Raw genomic sequence first — 20,612 nt, 5'->3', positions numbered from 1 at the left:
GACAACGCTTTTACAGGGAAAGCCATGCGTTGTTCCAACTTGTTGACCAGACTGCTGGTCATCTTCTGCTGTGCCGGATGGGCAGAGCAGGCCGCAGCCGATACCGTCTGGCTGAATAATGGCGACCGGCTGACGGGCACGATTCGTTATCTCAGTGACGGCAAGCTGGGTATAGAGACACAGTATGCCGGGACCGTCACGCTGGACTGGAATGCGGTCAGCACGCTCGCCAGCGAGAATCCGGTCAATGTCGAAAACAAACAGACCGGTGAGCATTATCAGGTGCGGCTCAGCTCGTCCGATCCCGGCTATGTCTGGGTTGAGCGCAACGAGCAGGAGCAGCAGGTCTCCCTCAGGCGTATTGACGAGTTTATGAAAGCCAAAGTACGCACCGATCAGCTCGCCTGGACCGGCAACATCGATGCGGGCGTCAAAGTCAAAAAAGCCTCGACCAAAACGGATGACTACAGTTTTGCGCTTAACACCAAACTCAACCAGGGAAAATGGCGGCATGACATCGGCGCGACCTTCAATCGCGAGCAGGAAAACGACAGCATCAACACCAGTAACTACAGCCTGCGCTATGCCTTTGATTACCTGGTCAGGGAGCAGTATTTCTGGCAGACCCGCGCGACCTACAAGCGCGACTGGGTTGAGAATCTCTCCCGGCAGGCGCTGATCGGGACCGGGCCAGGCTATCAGCTGTGGGACACTGAACTCAGCGCGTTCTCACTCTCATTGCTGGGCGGTGCCTTTGAGTATGGCTACAGCGATGACAGGGAAGAGCGACATTTTGGCGGCTCAGTACGCTGGAACTATCAGCGCTATTTGCTGGGCAAGTCGGTCACGCTTTACAGCAATGGCGACATCGGCCATTCGCTGGACGATGACGGGGTATTTATGCTGGATGCGGAAGTCGGAATGCGCTATAGCCTGACTTCCTGGTCAACCCTGCATATTGGCTATCATCGCAACCTGGTCAGCGGCATACCGGATACCCTGAATGAAGGCATCTTCTCCACCGGGCTTGGGCTAAAGTGGTAATCCGCAGATTGCGCAACGCCGCAGCAAATCCTTACGGTTTTTATCCGGTTACAGGCCCGGCATTAGCTAAGCTCCATGTACTGTCACAACAGGAATGCAGAAGATGATCGTAAGTAGCATGGTGTATCGTCCGGGATGCGCGGGCGAAGAGGTCCAGGTCGATGATATCAGTGAAGTGATTAAAGAGCCGGAGGCGTTTATCTGGCTTGGGCTGTGGCAGCCAGACGCTGAGTTTATGGCGAAGATTAAAGAGGAGTTTGGACTCCACGAACTGGCGGTTGAGGATGCGCTTAATGCCCATCAGCGACCTAAAATCGAACATTATGGCGACTCACTGTTTATTGTCGTGAAGACGGTGTGCGCTAAGGATGATACCTGCGAGCTGGGTGAGTCCCATTTCTTTGTTGGGAAAAAATTCCTGATCAGCATCCGTCACGGCGCATCGGAAAGCTACACCCCGGTGCGACAGCGGGCGTCTGAAAACCCGGCGCTGCTAAAATTTGGTCCGGCCTATCCGCTTTACTGCCTGCTCGATTTTGTCGTGGATCGGTATGCTCAACTCTCCACCTCACTGAATGAGCGGGTCGGGCAGATGGAGAACGATCTCTTTACCAGCGAATTCGACCGCAAGTCGGTGCAATCGGTTTACACCATGCGTCGTCATCTGCTGTCGCTGCGCAATGCGGCGCTACCGGTTGAAGAGATCTGCAATCAGCTTATTCACCTGCATGAAGATTTGATACCCCGTCCGCTGCGTGCCTATATCCGTGACGTACAGGACCATGCCCGCCATGTGGTAACTGACGCGGAAGATATGCGCGAGATGCTGACCAGCGCCATGCAGGTCAATCTGGCGCTGGTCACGGTGCAGCAGAATGAAGTGGTGAAAAAGCTGGCCGGCTGGGGCGCGATTCTGGTGATTCCGACAGTTGTATTCAGCATGTATGGCATGAACTTCGAGCACATGCCGGAGCTGAAGTCGCTGTATGGTTATCCGCTGGCTGTCGGGCTGACACTGGTGGCCTGCGGCGGGCTGTGGGCCAGGCTGCGCCGCTCTGGCTGGTTGTGATCGTGACGGGTCAGGAGAGGCTGCACAGGCGGTCATCCGGTTCCTGACCCGTGTTATTTCGCTGTAACTGACGCAGCTGCCCGTTTTTGCCGCGGGTCCACATGAAGATGCGCGGGATTGGTCCGGCAGAACAGGCAACAGACACCGCCACAAAGCGAACCCTTTGACGCTGCGCTTATTCTGCCGCTGCCCTTGTAATCCTGTCGATTTAGTTCAGACTCACTACTCCACTCATGTTTTATCATCAGAGCTGGCCTGACTATCAATCAGCGTTATGCTTTTACAGTCAGGATTAATGTGAATGAATTTACACGTTTTACCTTCTATCCGATCACCGGCTGGCATATCGGTCCTCTGAGCTCGCATCAGGCACTCGTCCTCAAATTCGGTTATATCGATCCCGACGCCCCGCGTGAACAGGGCCCGCAGGAGACGCTGTTCCTGGGGCTGACCATTGAAATGGCCAAAAAACTGGTTGCCAGTCTTTCCGAACATATCGACTACGCCGAAAAAATGGGCAACCAGCACTAGTTTCCATCCGGGAAGACGCCTGGCGGTTGGCATTCAGTAATCCATCGTCGGGTGCGCACACCGTTACGCTGCCGCCGCATTTAACCTACTGGCACCACCGCCGACAATAACGCTATCCACGCCACACTATGCGACTGGCCTACGCTGCGATTCACTGGCTGTCGCTGCGGGGTTCGTTTTCGTCTGATTGCAGCATAATGAGTCCTGTTTGAGTCAGCAGCGTCTGTGCCCGACGGGCCTCCACGCCTCTTTTGGACTATTGGTGATTAATCAGCAATAGCCCTGTTCTTTCATGGTGAACACACTTTTTTGTCATCCTGATGTCAAACCAGCGACAATAAGAGAGCAGGAACACCATCCGACTGACCGGTCAACAACGTTGCCTGCGCGACGGTACGTAACCCGTTGAGTGACATAAGTAACCATAAAGATCGTCTACACTGCTTAGGGTCTGTTCCACATCGAGGTGTTGCCATGACCGAACATGAATTCAGAAAATTGTTAGCCGAACAGGGCTTTGATGAGCCGCTGCTGGTTGAACGTGCAGCGTCAGCCCAGCTTGATAATCACGTCCATCCCTTTGAGGCGCTGGCACTGATTCTCAGTGGTGACATCACTATCAGTACTGAACAGGGCGACACGACGTATCATCCCGGTGAGACATTTCACCTGCAGCCGAATGAGCTGCATCGCGAGGCGTTTGGTCTGCAGGGCGTCAGTTATCTGGCGGGACGTAAATATGAGTAACGAGTATTAGCATGAAGGTTTCAGACGATCTCTTTATCCGGCTGGCGCGCTCACCGTTCCGCCAGCGTTTTCGCCTTGGACGCGCTGAATATGATTACGCCAACAGCAAAGGCGAGTCGGTGGTGAGACAGCACGCCGCAGAGTTTGTGGAACAGCGCCTTGCGCCTGCCCAGCCTGAGAATGATGGCAAACAGACACCCATGCGCGGCCATCCGGTGTTTATCGCCCAGCACGCCACCGCGACATGCTGTCGTGGCTGTCTGAGTAAATGGCACAATATCGGACAGCATCAGCCGCTGAGTGCTGAGCAGCAGGTGTATGTGGTAACGGTGTTACTGGCGTGGATTACGCGACAGCTGGAACAGCCTGCGCCGCCTGCTCGCGTGACCCGAAATCAGCCTGAAAAAGACGACGATCCGCAGCTCGCGCTTTGGTAGTGGGCGAAAAATCCACAATCAATCACTTTTTCTGGTGAAAACTGGCCCTTTTTCATTCCTGGTTTATTCTTAAATCTTTCCTGGGAAGGCTATGCCAGGATTAAAACCTACACGGCAACGATGAATACAGAGGGAATTATGAAGAAATCAATTATTGCACTGTCTGCTATTTTGCTGGCCTCGCCAGTATTTGCTGCTACTACTACAGACAACACCGTTGCAGAAGCGCATAAAGGCGCTGATACCGCGAAAGAAAAACTGCATCAGACCCAGAACGAAGGCGAAGAGCTGAAGCTGAAGTCTGAGCACGCCGCTGAAGGCAAGAGCCACACCACCGGTAGCAAAATCACCGAAGGTACACAGAAGGGCTGGCACAAAACCAAAGAAGGCACTGAGAAAGGCTGGGATAAAACCAAGCAGGGTGCTGAAGATCTGAAAAACAAAGCGACCAACTAATTCGCTGCTGTTTCAGAGTTAAAAAAAACCCACCGAAAGGTGGGTTTTTTTATGGCCTGACGCTGTCAGGGCTTATTCAAGGCTGCTTTCTCTCTCTGCGAGGCGACTAATGCTGAGACTTTGCTTTCCGTTTCTGCAGCCGCTTCCGCTGATGCCGCAGCCGCTTCTGCCGCGGCTTCTGCTGCTGCCTCGGCGGCGTCATCGGACTGTTTCTTGCCTTCTTCGATAAACTCTTCGTCGATGGCTTCGATATTCTCGCGGTTGTCGCGTCCGGAGAGGAGATTCCAGCAGGCGATAAACAGAGCAGCAATCACCGGACCGATAACAAAACCGTTAATGCCGTAGATTTCCATACCGCCCAGCGTGGCGATCAGGATCATGTAGTCAGGCATTTTGGTGTCTTTGCCGACCAGCAGCGGACGCAGGATATTATCCACCAGACCGACAATCACCACGAAGAAACCCACCAGGAACAGCCCTTTCCACAGTGCGCCAGTGGCGAAGAAGAAGATCGCCGCAGGCACCCAGATAATGGCGGAACCGACGGCCGGAATCAGGGAGAGGAAGGCCATCAGCGCACCCCACAGCAGGCTGCCGTCGATGCCGGTAAACCAGAAGGCCAACCCGCCGAGAATACCCTGAACGATACCGACTACCACCGTGCCTTTCACCGTCGCGCGCGCCACGGCGGCAAACTTCACCATCAGGTGATGCTTCACGTAGGTTGAAAGCGGCAGCGCTTCCAGAATCAGATGTACCAGATAGGAGCCATCTTTCAGCAGGAAGAACAGCAGATAAAGCATGATGCCAAAGCCGACGGTGAAGCTGAACGTCCCTTTACCGATGATAAAGGCGCTGCCCGCGACATACTGACCGCCCTTAAGGGCAAACGAGGAGAGCTTCTGCTGAATCTGCCCGGCGTTATCCAGATTGTTTTCAGCCAGAAAATGCTTCGCCCAGCGCGGCAGATGCTGCAACAGATCGGCGAAGACCACCGGGAACTGCGACGAGTTGGTCTGCAGCTTGTGATAGACGGCGTTGGTTTCAACCACCAGTGAGGAGGCAATGATCGCCAGCGGCGTAAACACAATCAGGCAAATACAGAGCAGGGTAATTAACGCCGCTACGCCATTACGATCACCCAGTCGATTACGAAGCCAGGTTTTCAGCGGATGGAAAATGACCGCCAGAATCGCTGCCCATAAAATCGACGAGAAATAGGGCGAAAGGACGTCAAAAAAAGCGACGGTGGCGATAGCCAGAATCAAAATGAAAAACCCGATGTTCAATCCTTTAAAACGCATGGAAAAACCTCATCTGGAACAAACGCTGATAAACCCGACGCGCAAATTTTCTGTGCCTGTCTTCGCCTATGCGAGGGCCTGGGACGCATTAACGGTCTGGCTTTGTTCTTAACACGCTGCTGGTGGCAGCATCATACTGGCTAACTATCTGAAAGGTCTGGCAGAAGTGATGAACGGATAATGTTCGTTCGCTGCGTGACTTCCGGTCGGTAGCAGGCTGCTTATGACTGCAGCGCGCTGAATCCTACATTAGCGTAGCGGTTTCGACCATTATTGGTAGGTCAGAGACTCATGTTCTCTGTGTATGCTGCCGATAATAGCGTTGACTGAGCAAAAAACAGGCAATAAGAAATGGGTAAACCGAGCGTTTTAACGGTGCTGCTGGCGCTGGCATTAACCGGCTGTGCCACCAAACAGTATCCTCAGGCGGCGGCCGTAACGCCGGAAGAGACGGCGACACTTAACTGCAGTGCACTGGATCAGGAACTCGTGAAAGCGCACAGCGTGCAGAGTGACATTGAGCAAACCGGCCAGTTTGATGCACTGACCGTACTGGGGTTTGTCGGCGATTTCGGGCTGGGTAATGGCATTGCGAAATACAATGCCAGCCAGAAGGCAGAACGGCGACTGAATCAGTTACAGTCGCTGAAAGCCGCGAAGTGCAGCCAGCGACTGTCGTAGCGGGTGGCTTAAAATCAGCCAACGGTTCCTGCGCGGACATGCTGCAGCCGGACAGTTTCGGCTGCACGTTTACCTGCCAGAAACGCGTGATCCGAATTGTAATATTCCCACTCGCTGTAGCGACCCGACAGATGAATATCCTGAGTCAGCAGCCACTGACGGATCAGCGCCACGTTATCGCTTCGTGCATGGTCATAGACCACGTAGGCATAGGGCATATCAACCTCTGAAGCACAAAGCAGCGGATCGTCCGCAGTGATCATGCCGACCCTGATGCAATCCTGACGGCAGCGCTCAATCAGCGCATCGCCCTCCAGCGGCAGTGGGTTGGCCGCATTGTAGGTGATTTCGCAGGTTAAGCCGAACCCGCCCGGCGGATTGCAGTGTGGGCTGGCATTACCCTGCACAAAGATGCGGTGGAACAGCGTATCGCCAGGATAGTAAATCCAGTGCTTTTCGGTCAGATCAGCGCGACCAATGCCCAGATTCACACAGCGCACCGAAACAAACTGCAGCTGCTGCGCCGCCTGTTGCACACTCTCTGGCACCTCATCGCCCATCAGTTTAATCAGCTCCGGTAGCGGCATGGTGCTAATCAACTGCTCATAACGGTAGTGGCGACCATCCGCCAGCAGCGCAACATGCGCCTGCGAATAGATGCGGGTCAGCGTCGTATCCGTTTCCAGCGTACATTTCAGATGCGGCAGGAAGCCGGACATCAGTGCCTGGAAACCGCCCCGCAGCGGATAGCCAAATCGGGCGTTAGGGCCGACCGGTTTCGCCAGTGGTTGTAGTGCGCCATCGATGATCTGCGACAGATCGGGCAGTGGGACGCGTCCGCCCAGCCACGAGGTTTCCATGTCGCTCAACGGCACCTTCCACAGCTTCTGGTTGTAGGGCAGGGCAAAGTGACGTGCGATGCCTTTACCCCAGGTTCGCATAATGAAGTGCTGGAAATCCTCTTCGCCTTCCACCATGCCGCTGCTGCTGCCCTCATCAGGAATCGCGCCATCCGCACAGCAATCCCGCCGCGCCCGCGCGCGATCCAGCGGCACGGCAGCTGTCGCCGTTGCGCCATAACGCGCCTCGATAGCCCCCAGCACGCACTCTTTTACCACCTCGACCGGCAAGCCGTGCAGCGCAGACTGGAACGGATAGCGGGTATACACGCCGTCACTGTAGACCCAGGCTTCACGTGCCTGCCAGTGCAGATTGTCGCCCAGCAGCATTTCATAGAGCTGCAACACATATGGGTCCTGCGAGAACATAATGTGACCAGCATAATCGAAGGTGAACCCCTGATCGTCAATCGAGCGGCACCAGCCGCCTGGGGTGCTATTTTTCTCCAGCAGTACGGCACCTTCGCCATAGTGATAACCGGCGCTCAGCCCGGTGGGTCCGGCTCCGATAATCAGGCAGGGCACCGCATCGCTCTCCAGCATGGCCGGCGTTAAAGGTGTCACGTTAGTCTGTGCGCTGGCCTGACTGGCTGACTTCAGGGCAGGCTGACGTTGCGCGAGCGCCTGCTGGATCAGTCCATGTATCTGCTCAGCGGTGCGATCCCATGAGGTGGCATCCACTTTTGTCTGCATCCGTCCCATCAGCGCCAGCCGCTCAGCGGCACCCATCGCCATTGCCTGTTCACAGGCGGCAATAAACGCCGGGTGAGTTTCTGCTACTGCCACCTCCTCTGCGTAGTGGCGCGCCACATCGACAATCGCGGTACTGACAATCGGCAGCTGCGCCGCCATATATTCCAGCACCTTGGTAGGCGAGATGAAGCGGGTGGAGGCATTAATGGCGAACGGCATCAGACAAACATCCCAGCCTGCCAGAAATTGCGGCAGTGCCTGGTAGGGCTGCTGGCCGAGCCAGTGAATATTGTCGCGCTGTGGCAGGCTGGCGGGATCAATTTTTACTACCGGCCCAACCATAATGATCTGCCATTCGGGGTGGGTGTCTGCCAGCGTCGCAATCAGCGACAGGTCGATGCGCTCATCAAGCACGCCGTAGTATCCCAGACGCTGCGGTGGAATCGTATCCTGCAACGGATGACGATTAGTGCGATCGCGTGCCTGCTCAAAATGAACAGCATCGACACTGCTGGGAAAGCAATAGACCTGAGAATGTTTGTCACGCTTCGCTTCGTAAAGACTGGTGCCGCCGGTAAAGACCAGATCGGCGCGGGTCATCAGTGCCGATTCGCGCTGTTGCAACTGGCGCGGCGCATTCTGGAAGGCGGAAAGCTCATCCATACAGTCGTAAATTACCAGCGAGGGATCAAACGGCGTCAGCAGCGGCAGCGCCATCGGCGTATAGAACCAGATCAGCGGCTGTTCATCTTCCTCAAGAAGTGGCGCCAGCAGCAGCAACAGTGGCGCGATCTGGCTGTCATGAAAACCGGGCGCGTCGCTGTCGGTATGTGGCTGGATGACCGTGATGTTAGCGGCAGGTGAACTCTGATGCAGACCCGGTGGCCCCGACTGCCGGACCGGCTCCTCGACAAACAGCACGCGATAGTGCTGCGCCAGGCGTGTCAGAAGCTGCTGCGGACGCTGGAAAACAAATCCCCAGCGTAAATGGCTGAAAACAATGAGAACAGGTGGTTTCATGGTGTGCTCCTGACGTTGTAGTGGGGACTGAATGTGCTGCAAAAAGCGCTGCGCCTGCCGTAAAGCGTCGGCATAAGGCTGCTGTAACTGGCGGGCGTAAGGATCCGGCCCCAGCAGATCGAGATCCCATAAACCGCTGCGGGTCCAGAAGGTTGTCTCTTCCCACAAGGGACGATCGAGGATCGGATAGAGGCAGACGCCGATCAGATCAACGCCTGCCAGCTGTGCCTGCGCTACCTGGGCGGTGATTTCGCTGATCCAGGCTCCACGTCCGCTGCCAACATGACTCGTTTCCGCCAGCAGAATGGGCCGCTGGTAACGCTGCCAGACTTGCTGCAGCATCTGATGCAGTGGCTGGCGGCGGTTGTCGCCCAGATGCCAGTAAAGGCGGAGGTTTGAGCCCTGTTCCCACTGGTTATCGTGGTAGTAATTCACGCCAATCAGATCGAGATAGCGCGGTGTGCCACCCAGCTCCGGGTTACGCCTGCCGCTAAGCATGTCCCACGCCTGATACTGGGTATCGCACATCTCACGTGCCAGCACGTCACTGGTGGGATCGGCAGGATCGGGCACGATATGGATCAGCGGATCGCAGTGCAGCAGACGGGCGCGCGGATCGGCCAGCCAGATCGCATCACAGGCGGCCAGAGTGGCGCGAACCAGTTGCTGCTTGGCAGCATCCGCCCGATCCGGCGCCGGAATCGCCTCACAGGCGAACAGCCCGACCGAGATGCCCCAACTGACAAAGGAGATTTCATTCATTGGGGAGTAGACCGGCGGCTGCTGATACCAGGGCGCCAGAAAGCGGGCCAGCGCACCGCAGAACGCAGCAAAGCGACTGATAAAATCGTGATCAAACAGGCTGACGCCAGCGGGCCAGCCGTAATGGCAGATTGTCCAGCTCAGCTGGATGCCCTGCTGCTCTGCGGCCCGCATCCGCGCAGCGACCGTCGAAAAGTCATAATGCCCATCGCGTTCACATAAGCGCCAGCCGACGCTTTCGCGTACCGTGCGAATAGAAAAGGGGGACAGCGCGGCATAATCCTCTGCTACACGTGTCTGATGCTGGTTAAGATCGTTCATCGACAGCGCAATCCCGGCAGGATTGATATGGTCGGCACCTTCATAGCCGGCCTGCCAGAAACTGGTAAAAGGCGTCATGGCATCTCCCGAAAAAAGCAACACGTTTCTCTCTGACGAGCCGTCGTGAAACGGGTCAGGGCGTTACAGGTATGCATTGCAGACTGGTCGTTATGACCAGTCTGAACAGATGGGCGATCCTTGCCATAAGGCACAACCACTGAAGGACAGGCATCAGGTCCTGTGGCGGTCTTGACGAGAGATAGCAGGTGTCTACGTGCGGCGCTATCGGCAGGAAAAAGGCTGACTTCTCTGAATGTTATCGGGTTTATGGAAGCCTTACTGGAAAGTATAGATGCGAGAGTGTGGTAATCAACTTATTGAAGTAAAAAGAAAAAAGCGCAGCGGTAAAAGAATTCCAGTCAGAAACAGGATATTTTTTGGTTAGGTTTCATAATCTGTTTGATAAGCGCAACGTGAACGAAGTCAGCGCTATTTTCAGCTTTATTAACCTTTTCCTTCACATGCAGAGAGGTCAGACTCACCCGCTTTTACGTTACAGCTTCGCTTGCCTTTTGGCGGGCTGGCGACAAGATTTACTTATCACTGGCCTGAATCTGCGGGTCATCAACGGAGGGCTGCGATAATGCGTGTTCCTTTAAAACAGGATGTTTAGCAGACTATGTTCTCATTCGACTGGCACCGTTTCTTACTCAACGATCAACCGGCCACCTTTTTATTTGAGGTGGTGGCGCGGGTCCTGATCGCATATCTGGTGGTATTCACCTTTTTGAAAGTGTCTGGACGACGCGGCGTGCGCCAGCTGTCCCTGTTCGAACTGGTGGTCATCCTGACACTGGGCTCGGCATCGGGTGACGTCACATTTTACGATGATGTACCGGTGTTGCCGGTCATTATGGTGTTTGTGGTGCTTCTGGCCCTCTACCGCCTGACGACCTGGCTGACGGCACACAGCCCGCGCTTTTCACGATTTATTCAGGGCGACGTCATTACGCTGATTAAAGATGGGTTGTATGTGCTGGAAAGTCTGGATCGGCTGAATATTTCCGAAGATGAGTTCTTTATGGAGTTGCGGCAGAGCGGCGTGGAGCATCTGGGACAGGTCCGGCTGGCGCTGGTGGAGGTCGACGGTCAGCTTAGCCTCTATTTCTATGATGATAATGAGATTCGCGCCGGGCTAAGCATACTGCCGCCGGATCATCGGCAGGATTACAGTACGGTGCCGATCAGCGCCCTTTACGCCTGCACGCATTGCGGGCAAACACAGAGGATAGAAGCCGGGCAGCCGGCCGTCTGTCCGCGCTGTCAGCGGCAGCGCTGGTCTGCGGCACTGAGCGTGCGTCGGCTGCATTAATGGCCCGTGCCTGCTTAACCTTTCCGGCTTGTCGCGTCAGTATCGCCCCGATGAGCACCGGCGAAACAGGCGCTGAGTGAGCGCTTTTGCTCTCCTTCGGCGGTGAAATTATCCGCGCTCAGCCAGGCGTTCAGGGCGCGCTGAACGTCTGGCCATTCCCGATCAATCATCGACAGCCAGTCGGTATCCCGATTACGCTGTTTTCGCGTCATGACCTGACGAAAACGGCCCTCAAATCGAAACCCCAGCCGTTCTGCTGCGCGTCGTGACGCCACATTGGTTGAATCACAGCGCCACGCGACTCGCCGATACCCCAGCGAGAAAGCCTGTTGCAGCAGCAGAAAAATCGCCTCGCTGCCGATCACACTACGCTGCATCAGCGGCGACCAGGTGACGTGACCGATTTCAAGGGTGCCATGTTCGGGTTCAATGCTGGCGAAGCAGACCACACCGCAGGGCTGCTGATTCGGCGTGCAGACAGTGAAGGGTACCAGGGCTTTATCGGCAACTTTATCCGCAATCCAGCGCTGCATCTGCACCAGCGAAGCGGGCCGCTCCGCGCTCAGCCAGGTCCAGTCGCGATCATCCGGTGCCAGCATAAAGGCCTGTAACAGCAACTCTGCATGATCCACGCTAAGCGGTAAAAGAAGGCAGTGCTGTCCCTGGAGAGGAACGCTGTGCGGTCTGGCGACCGGCTGCCAGTGGGGCAACGCTTCACCGACCGGCTGATCAAACTGATTGATGTTCACTGGCATCCTCCTGAAGGGAATAGGGACGGGAAGCGGGAAAACTTTCGAGCTGTACTGACGGGCTATCCTGAACCGCGAGTAAACCCGTCGCAGCTTGTTCCCGCTACCAACATAACTTTGCCTGTTACTGACAGAAAATGAAAACCCTTCAGGCAGCATAGCGACACCGAATTCATTGAGGTGTGCGTATGAAAGTGAGGCTGGCCAGTGCATTACTGTTTTTGCTGTTATCGTTTGGCGCGTTTTCACAACAGGTGATCAGTGAAAGTCATCCCCATTCACGCAGTGCGCGACTGCTCGAGCAGGGGAGTCAGGTGGACACGGCGGATTCGCCGGATGAACATCTGCTGGAGCGGCGGGAGTGGCGAAGCAGTCTGGAGCGTAAGCCGTTTTGAAATGAATTCCCCGGCAGAGTTCTCTGCCGGGGAGCAGGGAATGTGGCCCTGCTGGTTCATGTGACTAAATGGTGGCCTGGGAGGCTGCCATGCCAGGCACCAGAATCACCTTGCGACACTCCTCTTCGCGTTTTGCGAAAATATCGTAGCCGCGTGCGGCATCTTCCAGCGGGAGATGGTGAGTTATAATCTCTTCCGGCGTCAGATGGCCCTGCTCAATCAGCTTCAGCAGGTCAGGCAGATAAGCATGGACATGCGTCTGTCCCATCTTAAAGGTCAGCCCTTTGTCGAAGGCATCGCCAAACAGAAAGCCGTGAATAAATCCTGCGTAGACGCCTGGCACGCTGACGATACCGCCACGTCGCACTGCAGCAATACACTGACGCAATGCTTTGCCGCTACTGCCTTCCAGCTTGAGATTGGTGAGCACGGTCTCAGTCATGCTGCCTTTTGCCTCAAACCCGACGGCATCAATTACGGCATCTACACCGCGATTGCCGGTACTGTGTTCGATAATCCAGCCAGCCGGATCATCAATTTCATCGAAATTAATCGGGATTACGCCGTAACGTTCGCGGGCAAAGTTTAAGCGGTAATTATTATGGTCAATCATGTAGATCTGTTCGGCACCCTGCTGGCGGGCGCAGGCAGCACTGAGCAGGCCAACCGGTCCGGCACCGAAAATTGCCAGGCTGGAGCCCGGCTTGACCTCAGCGTTTTTCACCGCCTGCCAGGCAGTGGGCAGAATATCCGACAGGAACAGCACTTTTTCATCCGACAGCACCGACGGCACTTTGAACGGGCCTGTATTGGCTTTGGGCACACGGACATATTCCGCCTGGCCGCCAGGCACACCGCCATAAAGCTTGCTGAACCCAAACAGCGCCGCAGGTGGCGTGATGTTTTTGCGGTTCAGGATGGCGCCTCGTCCGCTATTGGTATTTTCACAGGCGGCATACTGACTCATGAGGCAGAAAAAGCAGTCGCCACAGGCGATAACAAAAGGGATGACAACCCGATCACCTTTGGCCACGGCGGTCACGGCGCTTCCGGTCTCAACCACTTCACCCATAAACTCATGACCGAAGATATCGCCATGCCCGGTCCCCGGGATTTTGCCGCGATAGAGATGCAGGTCTGAACCGCAAATAGCGGTAGCGGTCACACGCAGGATAATATCATCGGCGGCTTCCAGTCCCGGATCGGGCACGTTATCCACACTGACTTTATGGGGACCATGATAAGTTAATGCTTTCATCTCTTCATCTCCTGCTGACAAGGGAATGGTGGTCAGGCCAGAAGGCGTGACTACCCGCGGGAAAGACTCAGGGAACCTGAAATCGCAACCTGCCTGAAGTGTAGTAACCCTTTGAGGAGTAAGCAGAGCGGTGCATATGACTGACCTGTATCAGCCGGGCTGACAGGGCGGATGCAGCTGGATCGTAGCGACCGGGGCGGAGGCCGAATCGGGCTGCCAGCGGGCCAGATCGGCAAAGGCACGACGATAAACCGTATCGATCTGCGCCGGAACCTGTTCGATGTAGTGAAACGCATGCTCGCGTGTTTCACCGGTGAGATTCTGCAAATAGTGCCGTGCGTCATCCAGCGTGGGGATCTGGCCTTCCGTTCCCGCCATGCGGGCGGGCAGACCGGTCCAGATTAATCCTTCAATGCCTTTCGTCTGTGCCCACTCCGCCAGCGGTCCGGTTGCGTTCTCTGTCACCGTAATCATGCCGATGCCATCGACGCGGCTGTCCGGAATCGCCTCACGAAGGCGCAATGCACGGCAGGCGCTCTCCAGTGACGCCGTGTTTAACCTGGCCCAGAGTACCTGCACCGGTTTTGCGTTCAGACAGATTGCGGTCGAGAGTTCACCGCCGTCAGCGATGCGCACAAATTCAATCGGTACCGCAGGACCATCATGATGCCACGGACTGGCCACTGGCAGGTCGCCGGTTTTCCAGATTAACGATCCCCATCCCAGGCAGGCAATCTTCATTTTCATCTCCTTTGCATCTGTCGGCGTGATCGCGACAGCGTGAGGTAAAGCGTAGTCCGTTATGCTGAATCGTTGCAGGGATCACCTTTTTAAGGGGGTAAAACCGCCACATAAATGGCATGATCGCCGTGCAGTCGCCTTGCACGATATGACGGATTTTTGCGCAACACATGCGAGTTTATCTTCGTTACTTGAAGTTTTATCGTCATGTAGTGTAAAAAGTGGCGCACGCAATCGATTACCTATGCGCGGGCGGATCAGCGGCACCCTTCACTGATCCGCTTGCAGCAGAGGCGGAGAGCGGGAGAGACCTTTTCCTGCCTGTTGGCTCAAATTAATGGCGGCTTTTTAACACGGAAAATCTGATGAAAACCACGCAAACGGGCACGCTGGGTGCGCTTGAGAGTGACGTCGATACGGGATGGCGTAAAACCGACACCATGTGGATGCTGGGTTTATACGGCACGGCAATTGGCGCGGGTGTACTGTTCCTGCCAATTAATGCGGGTGTCGGCGGTCTGATCCCGCTGATCATTATGGCGGTGCTGGCTTTTCCGCTGACCTTCTTTGCGCACCGCGCTCTGACGCGCTTTGTGCTCTCCGGTAAAAATCCGGCCGGTGATATCACTGAAGTGGTCGAGGAGCATTTTGGCGTCGGCGCGGGCAAGCTGATTACGCTGCTCTATTTCTTCGCTATCTACCCGATACTGCTGATGTACAGCGTGGCGATTACCAATACGGTAGAGAGCCTGATGGTGAATCAGCTTGGCCTGGTGCCACCGCCGCGTGTGCTGCTGTCGCTGCTGCTGATTGTCGGACTGATGACCATTGTGCGTTTCGGCGAGAAGATGATCGTGAAAGCGATGAGCGTGCTGGTTTACCCGTTTGTGGCGGTACTGATGCTGATGGCCTGCTACCTGATTCCACACTGGCACGGCGCGGCGCTGTCGACCCTTAACGTTCAGCCTGCGGGCAGCAGCCTGTGGATGACGCTGTGGCTGGCGATTCCGGTGATGGTCTTCTCGTTTAACCATTCACCTATCATCTCTTCCTTTGCGCTGGCGAAGCGCGAAGAGTATGGCGATGCCGCTGAGAAAAAGTGTTCGCGCATTCTGGCCTGTTCGCACCTGATGATGGTAGTGACGGTGATGTTCTTTGTGTTCAGCTGCGTGCTGAGCCTGTCGCCCGAAGATTTACACGCTGCCAAGGCGCAGAACATCACCATCCTTTCTTATCTGGCTAACCATTTTCAGGTGCCGATGATTGCGTGGATGGGGCCGCTGATTGCCATTGTGGCGATCACCAAATCATTCCTGGGTCACTATCTGGGTGCGCGCGAAGGATTTAACGGTATGGTCAATAAGGCGTTGCGCAGTCGCGGTAAGACCATCGCGCCAGCCAGACTGAATCGCCTGACGGCACTCTTTATGCTGCTGACCACATGGCTGGTGGCGACGCTGGACCCGAATATTCTCGGCATGATTGAGACACTGGGCGGACCGATTATTGCCATGATCCTGTTCCTGATGCCGATGTATGCCATCCAGAAGGTGCCCGCGATGCGTAAACACAGTGGTCACATCAGCAACCTGTTTGTTGTGTTGATCGGACTAATTGCTATCTCTGCAATCTTCTATTCGCTGGTGAAGTAACACGCAACAGGCGCATCTCAGTCACGCTGAGACGCGCCTGCTTTCCTGCCCGCTACTCGCCGTTCTTACTCTCCTCCTCCGCAATTCTGCGCCATCGCTTCGTGATTTCAGCCAGCAGTCGCGTTCCTGATCTTCTCTGCCAGTAGCATCCGGTCAGCAATTTTTACATTTGTTACGTATTCGCATGGTAAAGTAAACGCGAATAATTATTATTCCTTTATGGGACAGGAGAAAAATGAAAATCGGGATTGCTGCAGCTACCACACTTTTACTGTCAACGGCCTGTGCGGCTACCACCTATCCGGTCACCGTGACCGACATGGATGGCCAGAAAATTACGCTGCAAAAAGAGCCGCAACATGTAATTTTGCAGGATGGGCGCGACGTGATGTCGCTGGCACTACTGGATCGACAGAATCCGTTTCAGCGGGTTGTCGCCTGGAACAACCTGCCGAAAAAGCAGGACACTCAGACCTGGGACCTGCTGAAGCAGCGCTGGCCGCAGGCCGCATCCATTGTGGACATGGGCTTTAACGATCAGGGACAGGTCAATCTGGAGAGCGTGCTGGCTAAGCAGCCCGATATGATGATTGCCCAGCTGCGTGCCAAACCGGCCCTGGTGCAGTCAGGCGTGCTGGCGACCCTGAAAAATCTGCATATCCCGGTGCTGTTCCTGGATGATGAACTCCATCCAAAAGAGAATACCCTGAAGAGTGTGAAAGTGCTGGGCGCCGTTCTGAACCGCGAAGCCGAAGCAAAAGCCTATGCCGATTTTTACCAGCAGCGCTGGGAGATGCTTCAGCAGAAGATTGCCCAGGTGCAGCACAAGCCGACAGTGTTTATTGAGCCAATTGCCGGCAACAGCGATAACTGCTGCTTTACCCACGGTCATAACGGCTGGGGCGCGCTGGTAGAAGCGGTCGGTGGAAAAAACATTGGCTCAGCGTTACTGCCCGGCAGTTCAGGGTTTGTGTCGCTGGAGAAGATTATCGCCATGAAGCCGGACGTCTACATCATGACCGGCTCTAAACGCCCGAACAGCAATGTGCTGCCGTTTGGCTACGGTGCCAGCCAGGCTGACGTGACCGCCACCTTTAACCGCCTGCAGAGCCGTACCGGTCTGGAGCAGATCGAACCGGTAAAACAGAAGCGGGTGTATGGCGTTTATCACCATTTCTATAATCACCCTTACAACATTATCGGGATGGAAATTCTGGCAAAAGATCTCTATCCGGAGTTGTTCAGGGATCTGGATCCGACGGCTGATTATCACCACATTGTGACGCACTTTACCGGGTTACCGGACGCGCCAGTGATCCTCAGTACGCCATAACCGGATAACGCGTCAGAGAGCGATTCAGCATCCTGACGCATCTCAACGCTTAAACAGTCAGCCTGATGCGTGATTATCAGGCTGACTCTTTGATATCTGGATTACGTCAGGAAAGCTGTCCGGATATGACGTGTGTTAAGAAAGCGCTAAGCAAGCGTAATAGTGTGTAAGTTACCGGATTTTAAGACTTTTGAAGATGTCTCCCGCCACAATTATTGCCATCATGCCAATCAACGGTGCCTGAACAGCCGTTATTTTCGGAGGCAGTATCATGAAAAAAACAACATTTACGCTTATCGCTTCACTTTTGACATGCAGCACACTCTTTTCTCAGGCCTCACGGGCAGACGATCACGGAGACGCACCGCGTATGCCGGTGCCACATCAGAATGATGATCATCGTCCTGACAATCGCGGTCCTGACCAGAATCGCGGTCGCGACAATCGCGATCATGATATGGGCAATCATCGCCCGGATCAGGATAACAAACGCCATGGCAGAGAAGGCCGCAATGACCGGGACCATTTCGCCTGGCAGGGACACGACTTCCGTCGCGGCCATCCTGTTCCGCCAGAATATCGCGGTGACCATTATCGTGTAGCCGACTGGCATGAACGCGGTCTGCGTGAACCGCCACGTGGTTACCACTGGGCAAACATTGATGGCAACTATGTGCTGATTGCTGCCGCGACCGGGGTGATTACCGCGCTGGTGCTGAATAGCGCCCTGAACTGATTCCCGGGGGATGGCTCAGGCCATCCCTCTTTCTTTCCGTTTTGCTGCGCCAGCGGCTATCCTGAGACTCCACTCTGAAATTTCCTGTGTAAGGAGTCATGATGACGACGGTTAAGATGGTTGCGGTAGATATGGATGGCACGTTTCTGGACGATAACAAGCAGTATAATCGATCCCGTTTTCTCGACGGCTATCAGCAACTCACCGCCCGTGACATCAAATTTGTGGTAGCCAGCGGCAATCAGTATTACCAGCTCAAATCCTTCTTCCCGGAGATCGCCAGCGATATCGCTTTTGTGGCAGAGAACGGCGCATGGATTATTGATCGTGATGAGGAGCTGTTTTGCGGTGCCTTTGAACGACGTGATGTGGAAGCGGTCATCGACACTCTGCAAAACGGCAACTATCCCGGCCTGCGTTACCTGCTGTGTGGACGTGACAGCGCGTATTACTTCGAGGGCATGGAAGAGACCTGGCTTAAGAAGATGCGCCACTACTGTCACCGGCTGAAGCCGATTCATCATCTGAATGAGGTGCAGGATGACAGGCTGTTTAAGTTCGCACTGAATCTGTCTGACGATCACATCGAAGCACTGATGGCGGATATTGAGCGTTTGCATCAGGGCCGCGTGGCGGCGACCTCCAGCGGTCACGGTTCGGTAGATTTGATCGTGCCGGGAAATCATAAAGCGCACGGTCTGGATCTGCTGGCTCAACGCTGGGGGATTACGCACGACCAGGTGCTGGCCTTCGGCGATGGCGGTAACGATCTGGAGATGCTTAAACAGTCCGGCTTTAGTTTTGCCATGGGTAACGCGCCTGAGCGGGTGAAGCAGGCGGCGCGCTTTGAAGCGCCCTCTAACAACGAGCAGGGCGTGCTGCAGGTGATTGAGCAGATGCTGGCAGGTGAGGGGCCTTTTAGCGCCAGAGAGGCTTAGCCTCGCGTCTCAGAGCGCGGATGCAACAGAATTGCGCTGAGCGGATGCCTGACCTGCCAGGGCTGGCAGGTCAGAATTGCCGGAACCGGGAAGCGAGATTCGCGTTGATCACGCCGTGATTTGCCAGGCCTGCGTAATCATCGTCTGCATCTGTTCGTGGCTGTAATTTACCAGCGAGTTTTTGCTGTTGGCACGCGCCAGAATCCACTCGACCTCGGTGCGGCTCAGTGTGGGGCCATCCTGCCAGAACGGGGTGATCGACTGCGCCTGCAGCCACTGCTTCAGAAACTGTGCCGGTGAATCCGTGGTTTCGCTGAAAAGTTGTGGGTGTAGCTCGGCCATCAGCTTTCGCTGCAGCGGCTGCTCGCTATCAGACAACAGATCCAGGAACGGAAACAGAAGCCGTCCGCATACTTCTCCGTGATGGAACGGTTTTATCGCCCCCAGTTCTCCCGCAATACCATGGATCACGCCGAGACCCGCACTGCTGAGACTGACACCTCCCAGCCACGACGCCATCATCATCGCTTCTCGTGCCTCATCACCAACCGCATCCTCGCGATTGAGTGCAGGCCAGGCCTGAATAAACTGACGCAGACCGGTCAGCGCCAGCTGTCGGGTGAAGAGATTGCCTTTGCTGGAGAGATACGCTTCAAACAGGTGGGTAAAGGCATCAATTCCGCAGGTCGCCAGCACAGAGTCAGGTGCACCTTTCAGCAGATCCGGGTCAAGAATCGCCACCTCTGGCACAAAGACCGGGTGACGCAATGACGCTTTGATTTGAATGTCCTGCTGATCGGTTACCACCGCATTTTGCGTCACTTCACTGCCGGTCCCGGCAGTAGTCGGAACAGCAATCAGCGGCAACGTGATGGGCTGAACGGCGGTGTCACCTACTTTTTCCAGATAACGGGCGACAGGTAACGGATGCTGTACCATCGCACTGAACGCTTTCGCCGCATCCAGCACACTCCCTCCGCCAATCGCGACTACCCGATCAACATGCCCGCGCCAGCGCGCAACCCAGCCATCAATTTCAGCGGGCGAGGCTTCATGGCTGACAATTTCGTAGCCAATAATGTGATCGTTGAGGCCAGCTTTCAGCCGGGCGTAGGCCGGGCCCTGCAGGAAAGATTGTCCGCAAAACAGCAGGGTAGGCTGTGAACGGGCGGCCAGCAGCGGCACCAGCTTATCCAGACTGCCGCGGCCAAAGAGGGTTCGTTGATTACTGTACAGCTCACTCAGGTTCTCACTCACCAGTGCATCCTTTTTACATTTCACTAAAATCTGAGTGTAACGAAAAGCGCGGCGTCGACACTGGCAAACTTTCTGATAACGCATCGGCAAAAAGTTGATCACCTTCGCAAAACAGAAATTCACCGTCGGCGGGGTGATGCTTTCCTGCGGATGTTACCCTTAACATGTTATCGGTAACAGCGTTTGTCGGGATGTGTAAACATCTTACAAAGGCACT

Annotated in this window: 19 protein-coding genes; 13 read left to right on the top strand and 6 right to left on the bottom strand. The window is 55.2% G+C overall.

Annotated elements, in window-relative coordinates; translation table 11 throughout:
- Positions 1–24: 24 nt before the first annotated feature.
- The 6 genes from H7K52_RS10680 to H7K52_RS10655 all read left to right on the top strand — a co-directional run bounded on the left by H7K52_RS10680 (position 25) and on the right by H7K52_RS10655 (position 4,284).
- The gene (locus tag H7K52_RS10680; RefSeq protein WP_008924985.1) at positions 25–1,044 is read left to right on the top strand and encodes a DUF481 domain-containing protein; all 1,020 of its coding nucleotides are present in this window, start codon (positions 25–27) and stop codon (positions 1,042–1,044) included.
- Positions 1,045–1,147: 103 nt separating this feature from the next.
- Positions 1,148–2,113: a magnesium/cobalt transporter CorA gene (gene corA, locus H7K52_RS10675; RefSeq protein WP_003854075.1), complete on the top strand. Its 966-nt coding sequence runs from the start codon at positions 1,148–1,150 to the stop codon at positions 2,111–2,113.
- A gap of 297 nt (positions 2,114–2,410) precedes the next feature.
- On the top strand, positions 2,411–2,644 hold the full coding sequence (locus tag H7K52_RS10670; RefSeq protein WP_003854071.1) for a hypothetical protein: 234 nt from the start codon (positions 2,411–2,413) through the stop codon (positions 2,642–2,644).
- A 474-nt stretch (positions 2,645–3,118) separates the two neighbouring features.
- On the top strand, positions 3,119–3,391 hold the full coding sequence (locus H7K52_RS10665; protein ID WP_003854069.1) for a cupin domain-containing protein: 273 nt from the start codon (positions 3,119–3,121) through the stop codon (positions 3,389–3,391).
- 11 nt (positions 3,392–3,402) lie between these two features.
- Positions 3,403–3,828 carry a DUF4186 domain-containing protein gene (locus H7K52_RS10660; RefSeq protein WP_078804181.1) on the top strand — a complete coding sequence of 142 codons (426 nt, stop codon included), beginning with the start codon at positions 3,403–3,405 and terminating at the stop codon, positions 3,826–3,828.
- Positions 3,829–3,966: 138 nt separating this feature from the next.
- Positions 3,967–4,284, top strand: a complete 318-nt coding sequence (locus tag H7K52_RS10655) for a hypothetical protein (protein ID WP_003854066.1) — start codon at positions 3,967–3,969, stop codon at positions 4,282–4,284.
- A gap of 65 nt (positions 4,285–4,349) precedes the next feature.
- Here the strand turns inward: H7K52_RS10655 and H7K52_RS10650 are convergent, their stop codons facing one another.
- Positions 4,350–5,588, bottom strand: coding sequence for an AI-2E family transporter (locus H7K52_RS10650; RefSeq protein ID WP_003854064.1), 1,239 nt, complete (start codon positions 5,586–5,588; stop codon positions 4,350–4,352).
- A 351-nt stretch (positions 5,589–5,939) separates the two neighbouring features.
- On the opposite strand from H7K52_RS10650, the gene H7K52_RS10645 reads away from it, so the two are divergent.
- On the top strand, positions 5,940–6,269 hold the full coding sequence (locus H7K52_RS10645) for a hypothetical protein (RefSeq protein WP_003854059.1): 330 nt from the start codon (positions 5,940–5,942) through the stop codon (positions 6,267–6,269).
- Positions 6,270–6,283: 14 nt separating this feature from the next.
- On the opposite strand, the gene H7K52_RS10640 is transcribed toward H7K52_RS10645, so the two are convergent.
- Positions 6,284–10,042: an NAD(P)-binding protein gene (locus tag H7K52_RS10640; RefSeq protein WP_182630028.1), complete on the bottom strand. Its 3,759-nt coding sequence runs from the start codon at positions 10,040–10,042 to the stop codon at positions 6,284–6,286.
- A 601-nt stretch (positions 10,043–10,643) separates the two neighbouring features.
- On the opposite strand from H7K52_RS10640, the gene H7K52_RS10635 reads away from it, so the two are divergent.
- Positions 10,644–11,336, top strand: a complete 693-nt coding sequence (locus tag H7K52_RS10635; protein ID WP_182630027.1) for a YetF domain-containing protein — start codon at positions 10,644–10,646, stop codon at positions 11,334–11,336.
- Positions 11,337–11,350: 14 nt separating this feature from the next.
- Here the strand turns inward: H7K52_RS10635 and H7K52_RS10630 are convergent, their stop codons facing one another.
- Positions 11,351–12,085: a GNAT family N-acetyltransferase gene (locus H7K52_RS10630; protein ID WP_182630026.1), complete on the bottom strand. Its 735-nt coding sequence runs from the start codon at positions 12,083–12,085 to the stop codon at positions 11,351–11,353.
- Positions 12,086–12,273: 188 nt separating this feature from the next.
- Between H7K52_RS10630 and H7K52_RS10625 the strand changes: the two genes are divergently transcribed.
- A complete protein-coding gene (locus H7K52_RS10625; RefSeq protein WP_039659145.1) occupies positions 12,274–12,480 on the top strand; it encodes a hypothetical protein in 207 nt (68 codons plus the stop codon).
- Between the two features lie 64 nt (positions 12,481–12,544).
- Here the strand turns inward: H7K52_RS10625 and H7K52_RS10620 are convergent, their stop codons facing one another.
- Both H7K52_RS10620 and H7K52_RS10615 read right to left on the bottom strand, forming a co-directional pair.
- Entirely contained in the window at positions 12,545–13,738 is a 1,194-nt protein-coding gene (locus tag H7K52_RS10620) for a zinc-dependent alcohol dehydrogenase (protein WP_003854051.1), read from the bottom strand.
- 150 nt (positions 13,739–13,888) lie between these two features.
- A complete protein-coding gene (locus H7K52_RS10615; protein WP_182630025.1) occupies positions 13,889–14,479 on the bottom strand; it encodes a hypothetical protein in 591 nt (196 codons plus the stop codon).
- Between the two features lie 365 nt (positions 14,480–14,844).
- Between H7K52_RS10615 and H7K52_RS10610 the strand changes: the two genes are divergently transcribed.
- The 4 genes from H7K52_RS10610 (at position 14,845) to H7K52_RS10595 (ending at position 19,138) form a co-directional block, all read left to right on the top strand.
- Positions 14,845–16,131 carry an HAAAP family serine/threonine permease gene (locus H7K52_RS10610; RefSeq protein WP_182630024.1) on the top strand — a complete coding sequence of 429 codons (1,287 nt, stop codon included), beginning with the start codon at positions 14,845–14,847 and terminating at the stop codon, positions 16,129–16,131.
- Between the two features lie 235 nt (positions 16,132–16,366).
- Positions 16,367–17,464, top strand: coding sequence for an ABC transporter substrate-binding protein (locus H7K52_RS10605; RefSeq protein ID WP_182630023.1), 1,098 nt, complete (start codon positions 16,367–16,369; stop codon positions 17,462–17,464).
- A gap of 271 nt (positions 17,465–17,735) precedes the next feature.
- Entirely contained in the window at positions 17,736–18,200 is a 465-nt protein-coding gene (locus tag H7K52_RS10600; protein WP_182630022.1) for an RcnB family protein, read from the top strand.
- Between the two features lie 101 nt (positions 18,201–18,301).
- Positions 18,302–19,138 carry a Cof-type HAD-IIB family hydrolase gene (locus tag H7K52_RS10595; protein ID WP_008924994.1) on the top strand — a complete coding sequence of 279 codons (837 nt, stop codon included), beginning with the start codon at positions 18,302–18,304 and terminating at the stop codon, positions 19,136–19,138.
- A gap of 108 nt (positions 19,139–19,246) precedes the next feature.
- Here H7K52_RS10595 and H7K52_RS10590 read toward each other — a convergent pair whose 3' ends face one another.
- Positions 19,247–20,395 (bottom strand): iron-containing alcohol dehydrogenase, encoded by a 1,149-nt coding sequence (locus H7K52_RS10590; protein WP_033763076.1) that lies wholly within the window; start codon positions 20,393–20,395, stop codon positions 19,247–19,249.
- Positions 20,396–20,612 lie beyond the last annotated feature (217 nt).

It is taken from the genome of Pantoea hericii, assembly GCF_014155795.1.
In the GTDB taxonomy this organism is placed as follows: domain Bacteria; phylum Pseudomonadota; class Gammaproteobacteria; order Enterobacterales; family Enterobacteriaceae; genus Pantoea; species Pantoea eucalypti.
Note: the sequence above shows the minus strand (reverse complement) of the source record. Positions and strands in the feature narration are given on the sequence as shown.

Coding starts and splice junctions, on each gene's coding strand:
- H7K52_RS10680 (WP_008924985.1), top strand. CDS start 25: ATGCGTTGTTCCAACTTGTTGACCAGACTGCTGGTCATCTTCTGCTGT.
- H7K52_RS10605 (WP_182630023.1), top strand. CDS start 16,367: ATGAAAATCGGGATTGCTGCAGCTACCACACTTTTACTGTCAACGGCC.
- H7K52_RS10610 (WP_182630024.1), top strand. CDS start 14,845: ATGAAAACCACGCAAACGGGCACGCTGGGTGCGCTTGAGAGTGACGTC.
- H7K52_RS10625 (WP_039659145.1), top strand. CDS start 12,274: ATGAAAGTGAGGCTGGCCAGTGCATTACTGTTTTTGCTGTTATCGTTT.
- H7K52_RS10645 (WP_003854059.1), top strand. CDS start 5,940: ATGGGTAAACCGAGCGTTTTAACGGTGCTGCTGGCGCTGGCATTAACC.
- H7K52_RS10620 (WP_003854051.1), bottom strand. CDS start 13,738: ATGAAAGCATTAACTTATCATGGTCCCCATAAAGTCAGTGTGGATAAC.
- H7K52_RS10665 (WP_003854069.1), top strand. CDS start 3,119: ATGACCGAACATGAATTCAGAAAATTGTTAGCCGAACAGGGCTTTGAT.
- H7K52_RS10640 (WP_182630028.1), bottom strand. CDS start 10,042: ATGACGCCTTTTACCAGTTTCTGGCAGGCCGGCTATGAAGGTGCCGAC.
- H7K52_RS10655 (WP_003854066.1), top strand. CDS start 3,967: ATGAAGAAATCAATTATTGCACTGTCTGCTATTTTGCTGGCCTCGCCA.
- H7K52_RS10600 (WP_182630022.1), top strand. CDS start 17,736: ATGAAAAAAACAACATTTACGCTTATCGCTTCACTTTTGACATGCAGC.
- H7K52_RS10595 (WP_008924994.1), top strand. CDS start 18,302: ATGACGACGGTTAAGATGGTTGCGGTAGATATGGATGGCACGTTTCTG.
- H7K52_RS10650 (WP_003854064.1), bottom strand. CDS start 5,588: ATGCGTTTTAAAGGATTGAACATCGGGTTTTTCATTTTGATTCTGGCT.
- H7K52_RS10660 (WP_078804181.1), top strand. CDS start 3,403: ATGAAGGTTTCAGACGATCTCTTTATCCGGCTGGCGCGCTCACCGTTC.
- corA (WP_003854075.1), top strand. CDS start 1,148: ATGATCGTAAGTAGCATGGTGTATCGTCCGGGATGCGCGGGCGAAGAG.
- H7K52_RS10635 (WP_182630027.1), top strand. CDS start 10,644: ATGTTCTCATTCGACTGGCACCGTTTCTTACTCAACGATCAACCGGCC.
- H7K52_RS10615 (WP_182630025.1), bottom strand. CDS start 14,479: ATGAAGATTGCCTGCCTGGGATGGGGATCGTTAATCTGGAAAACCGGC.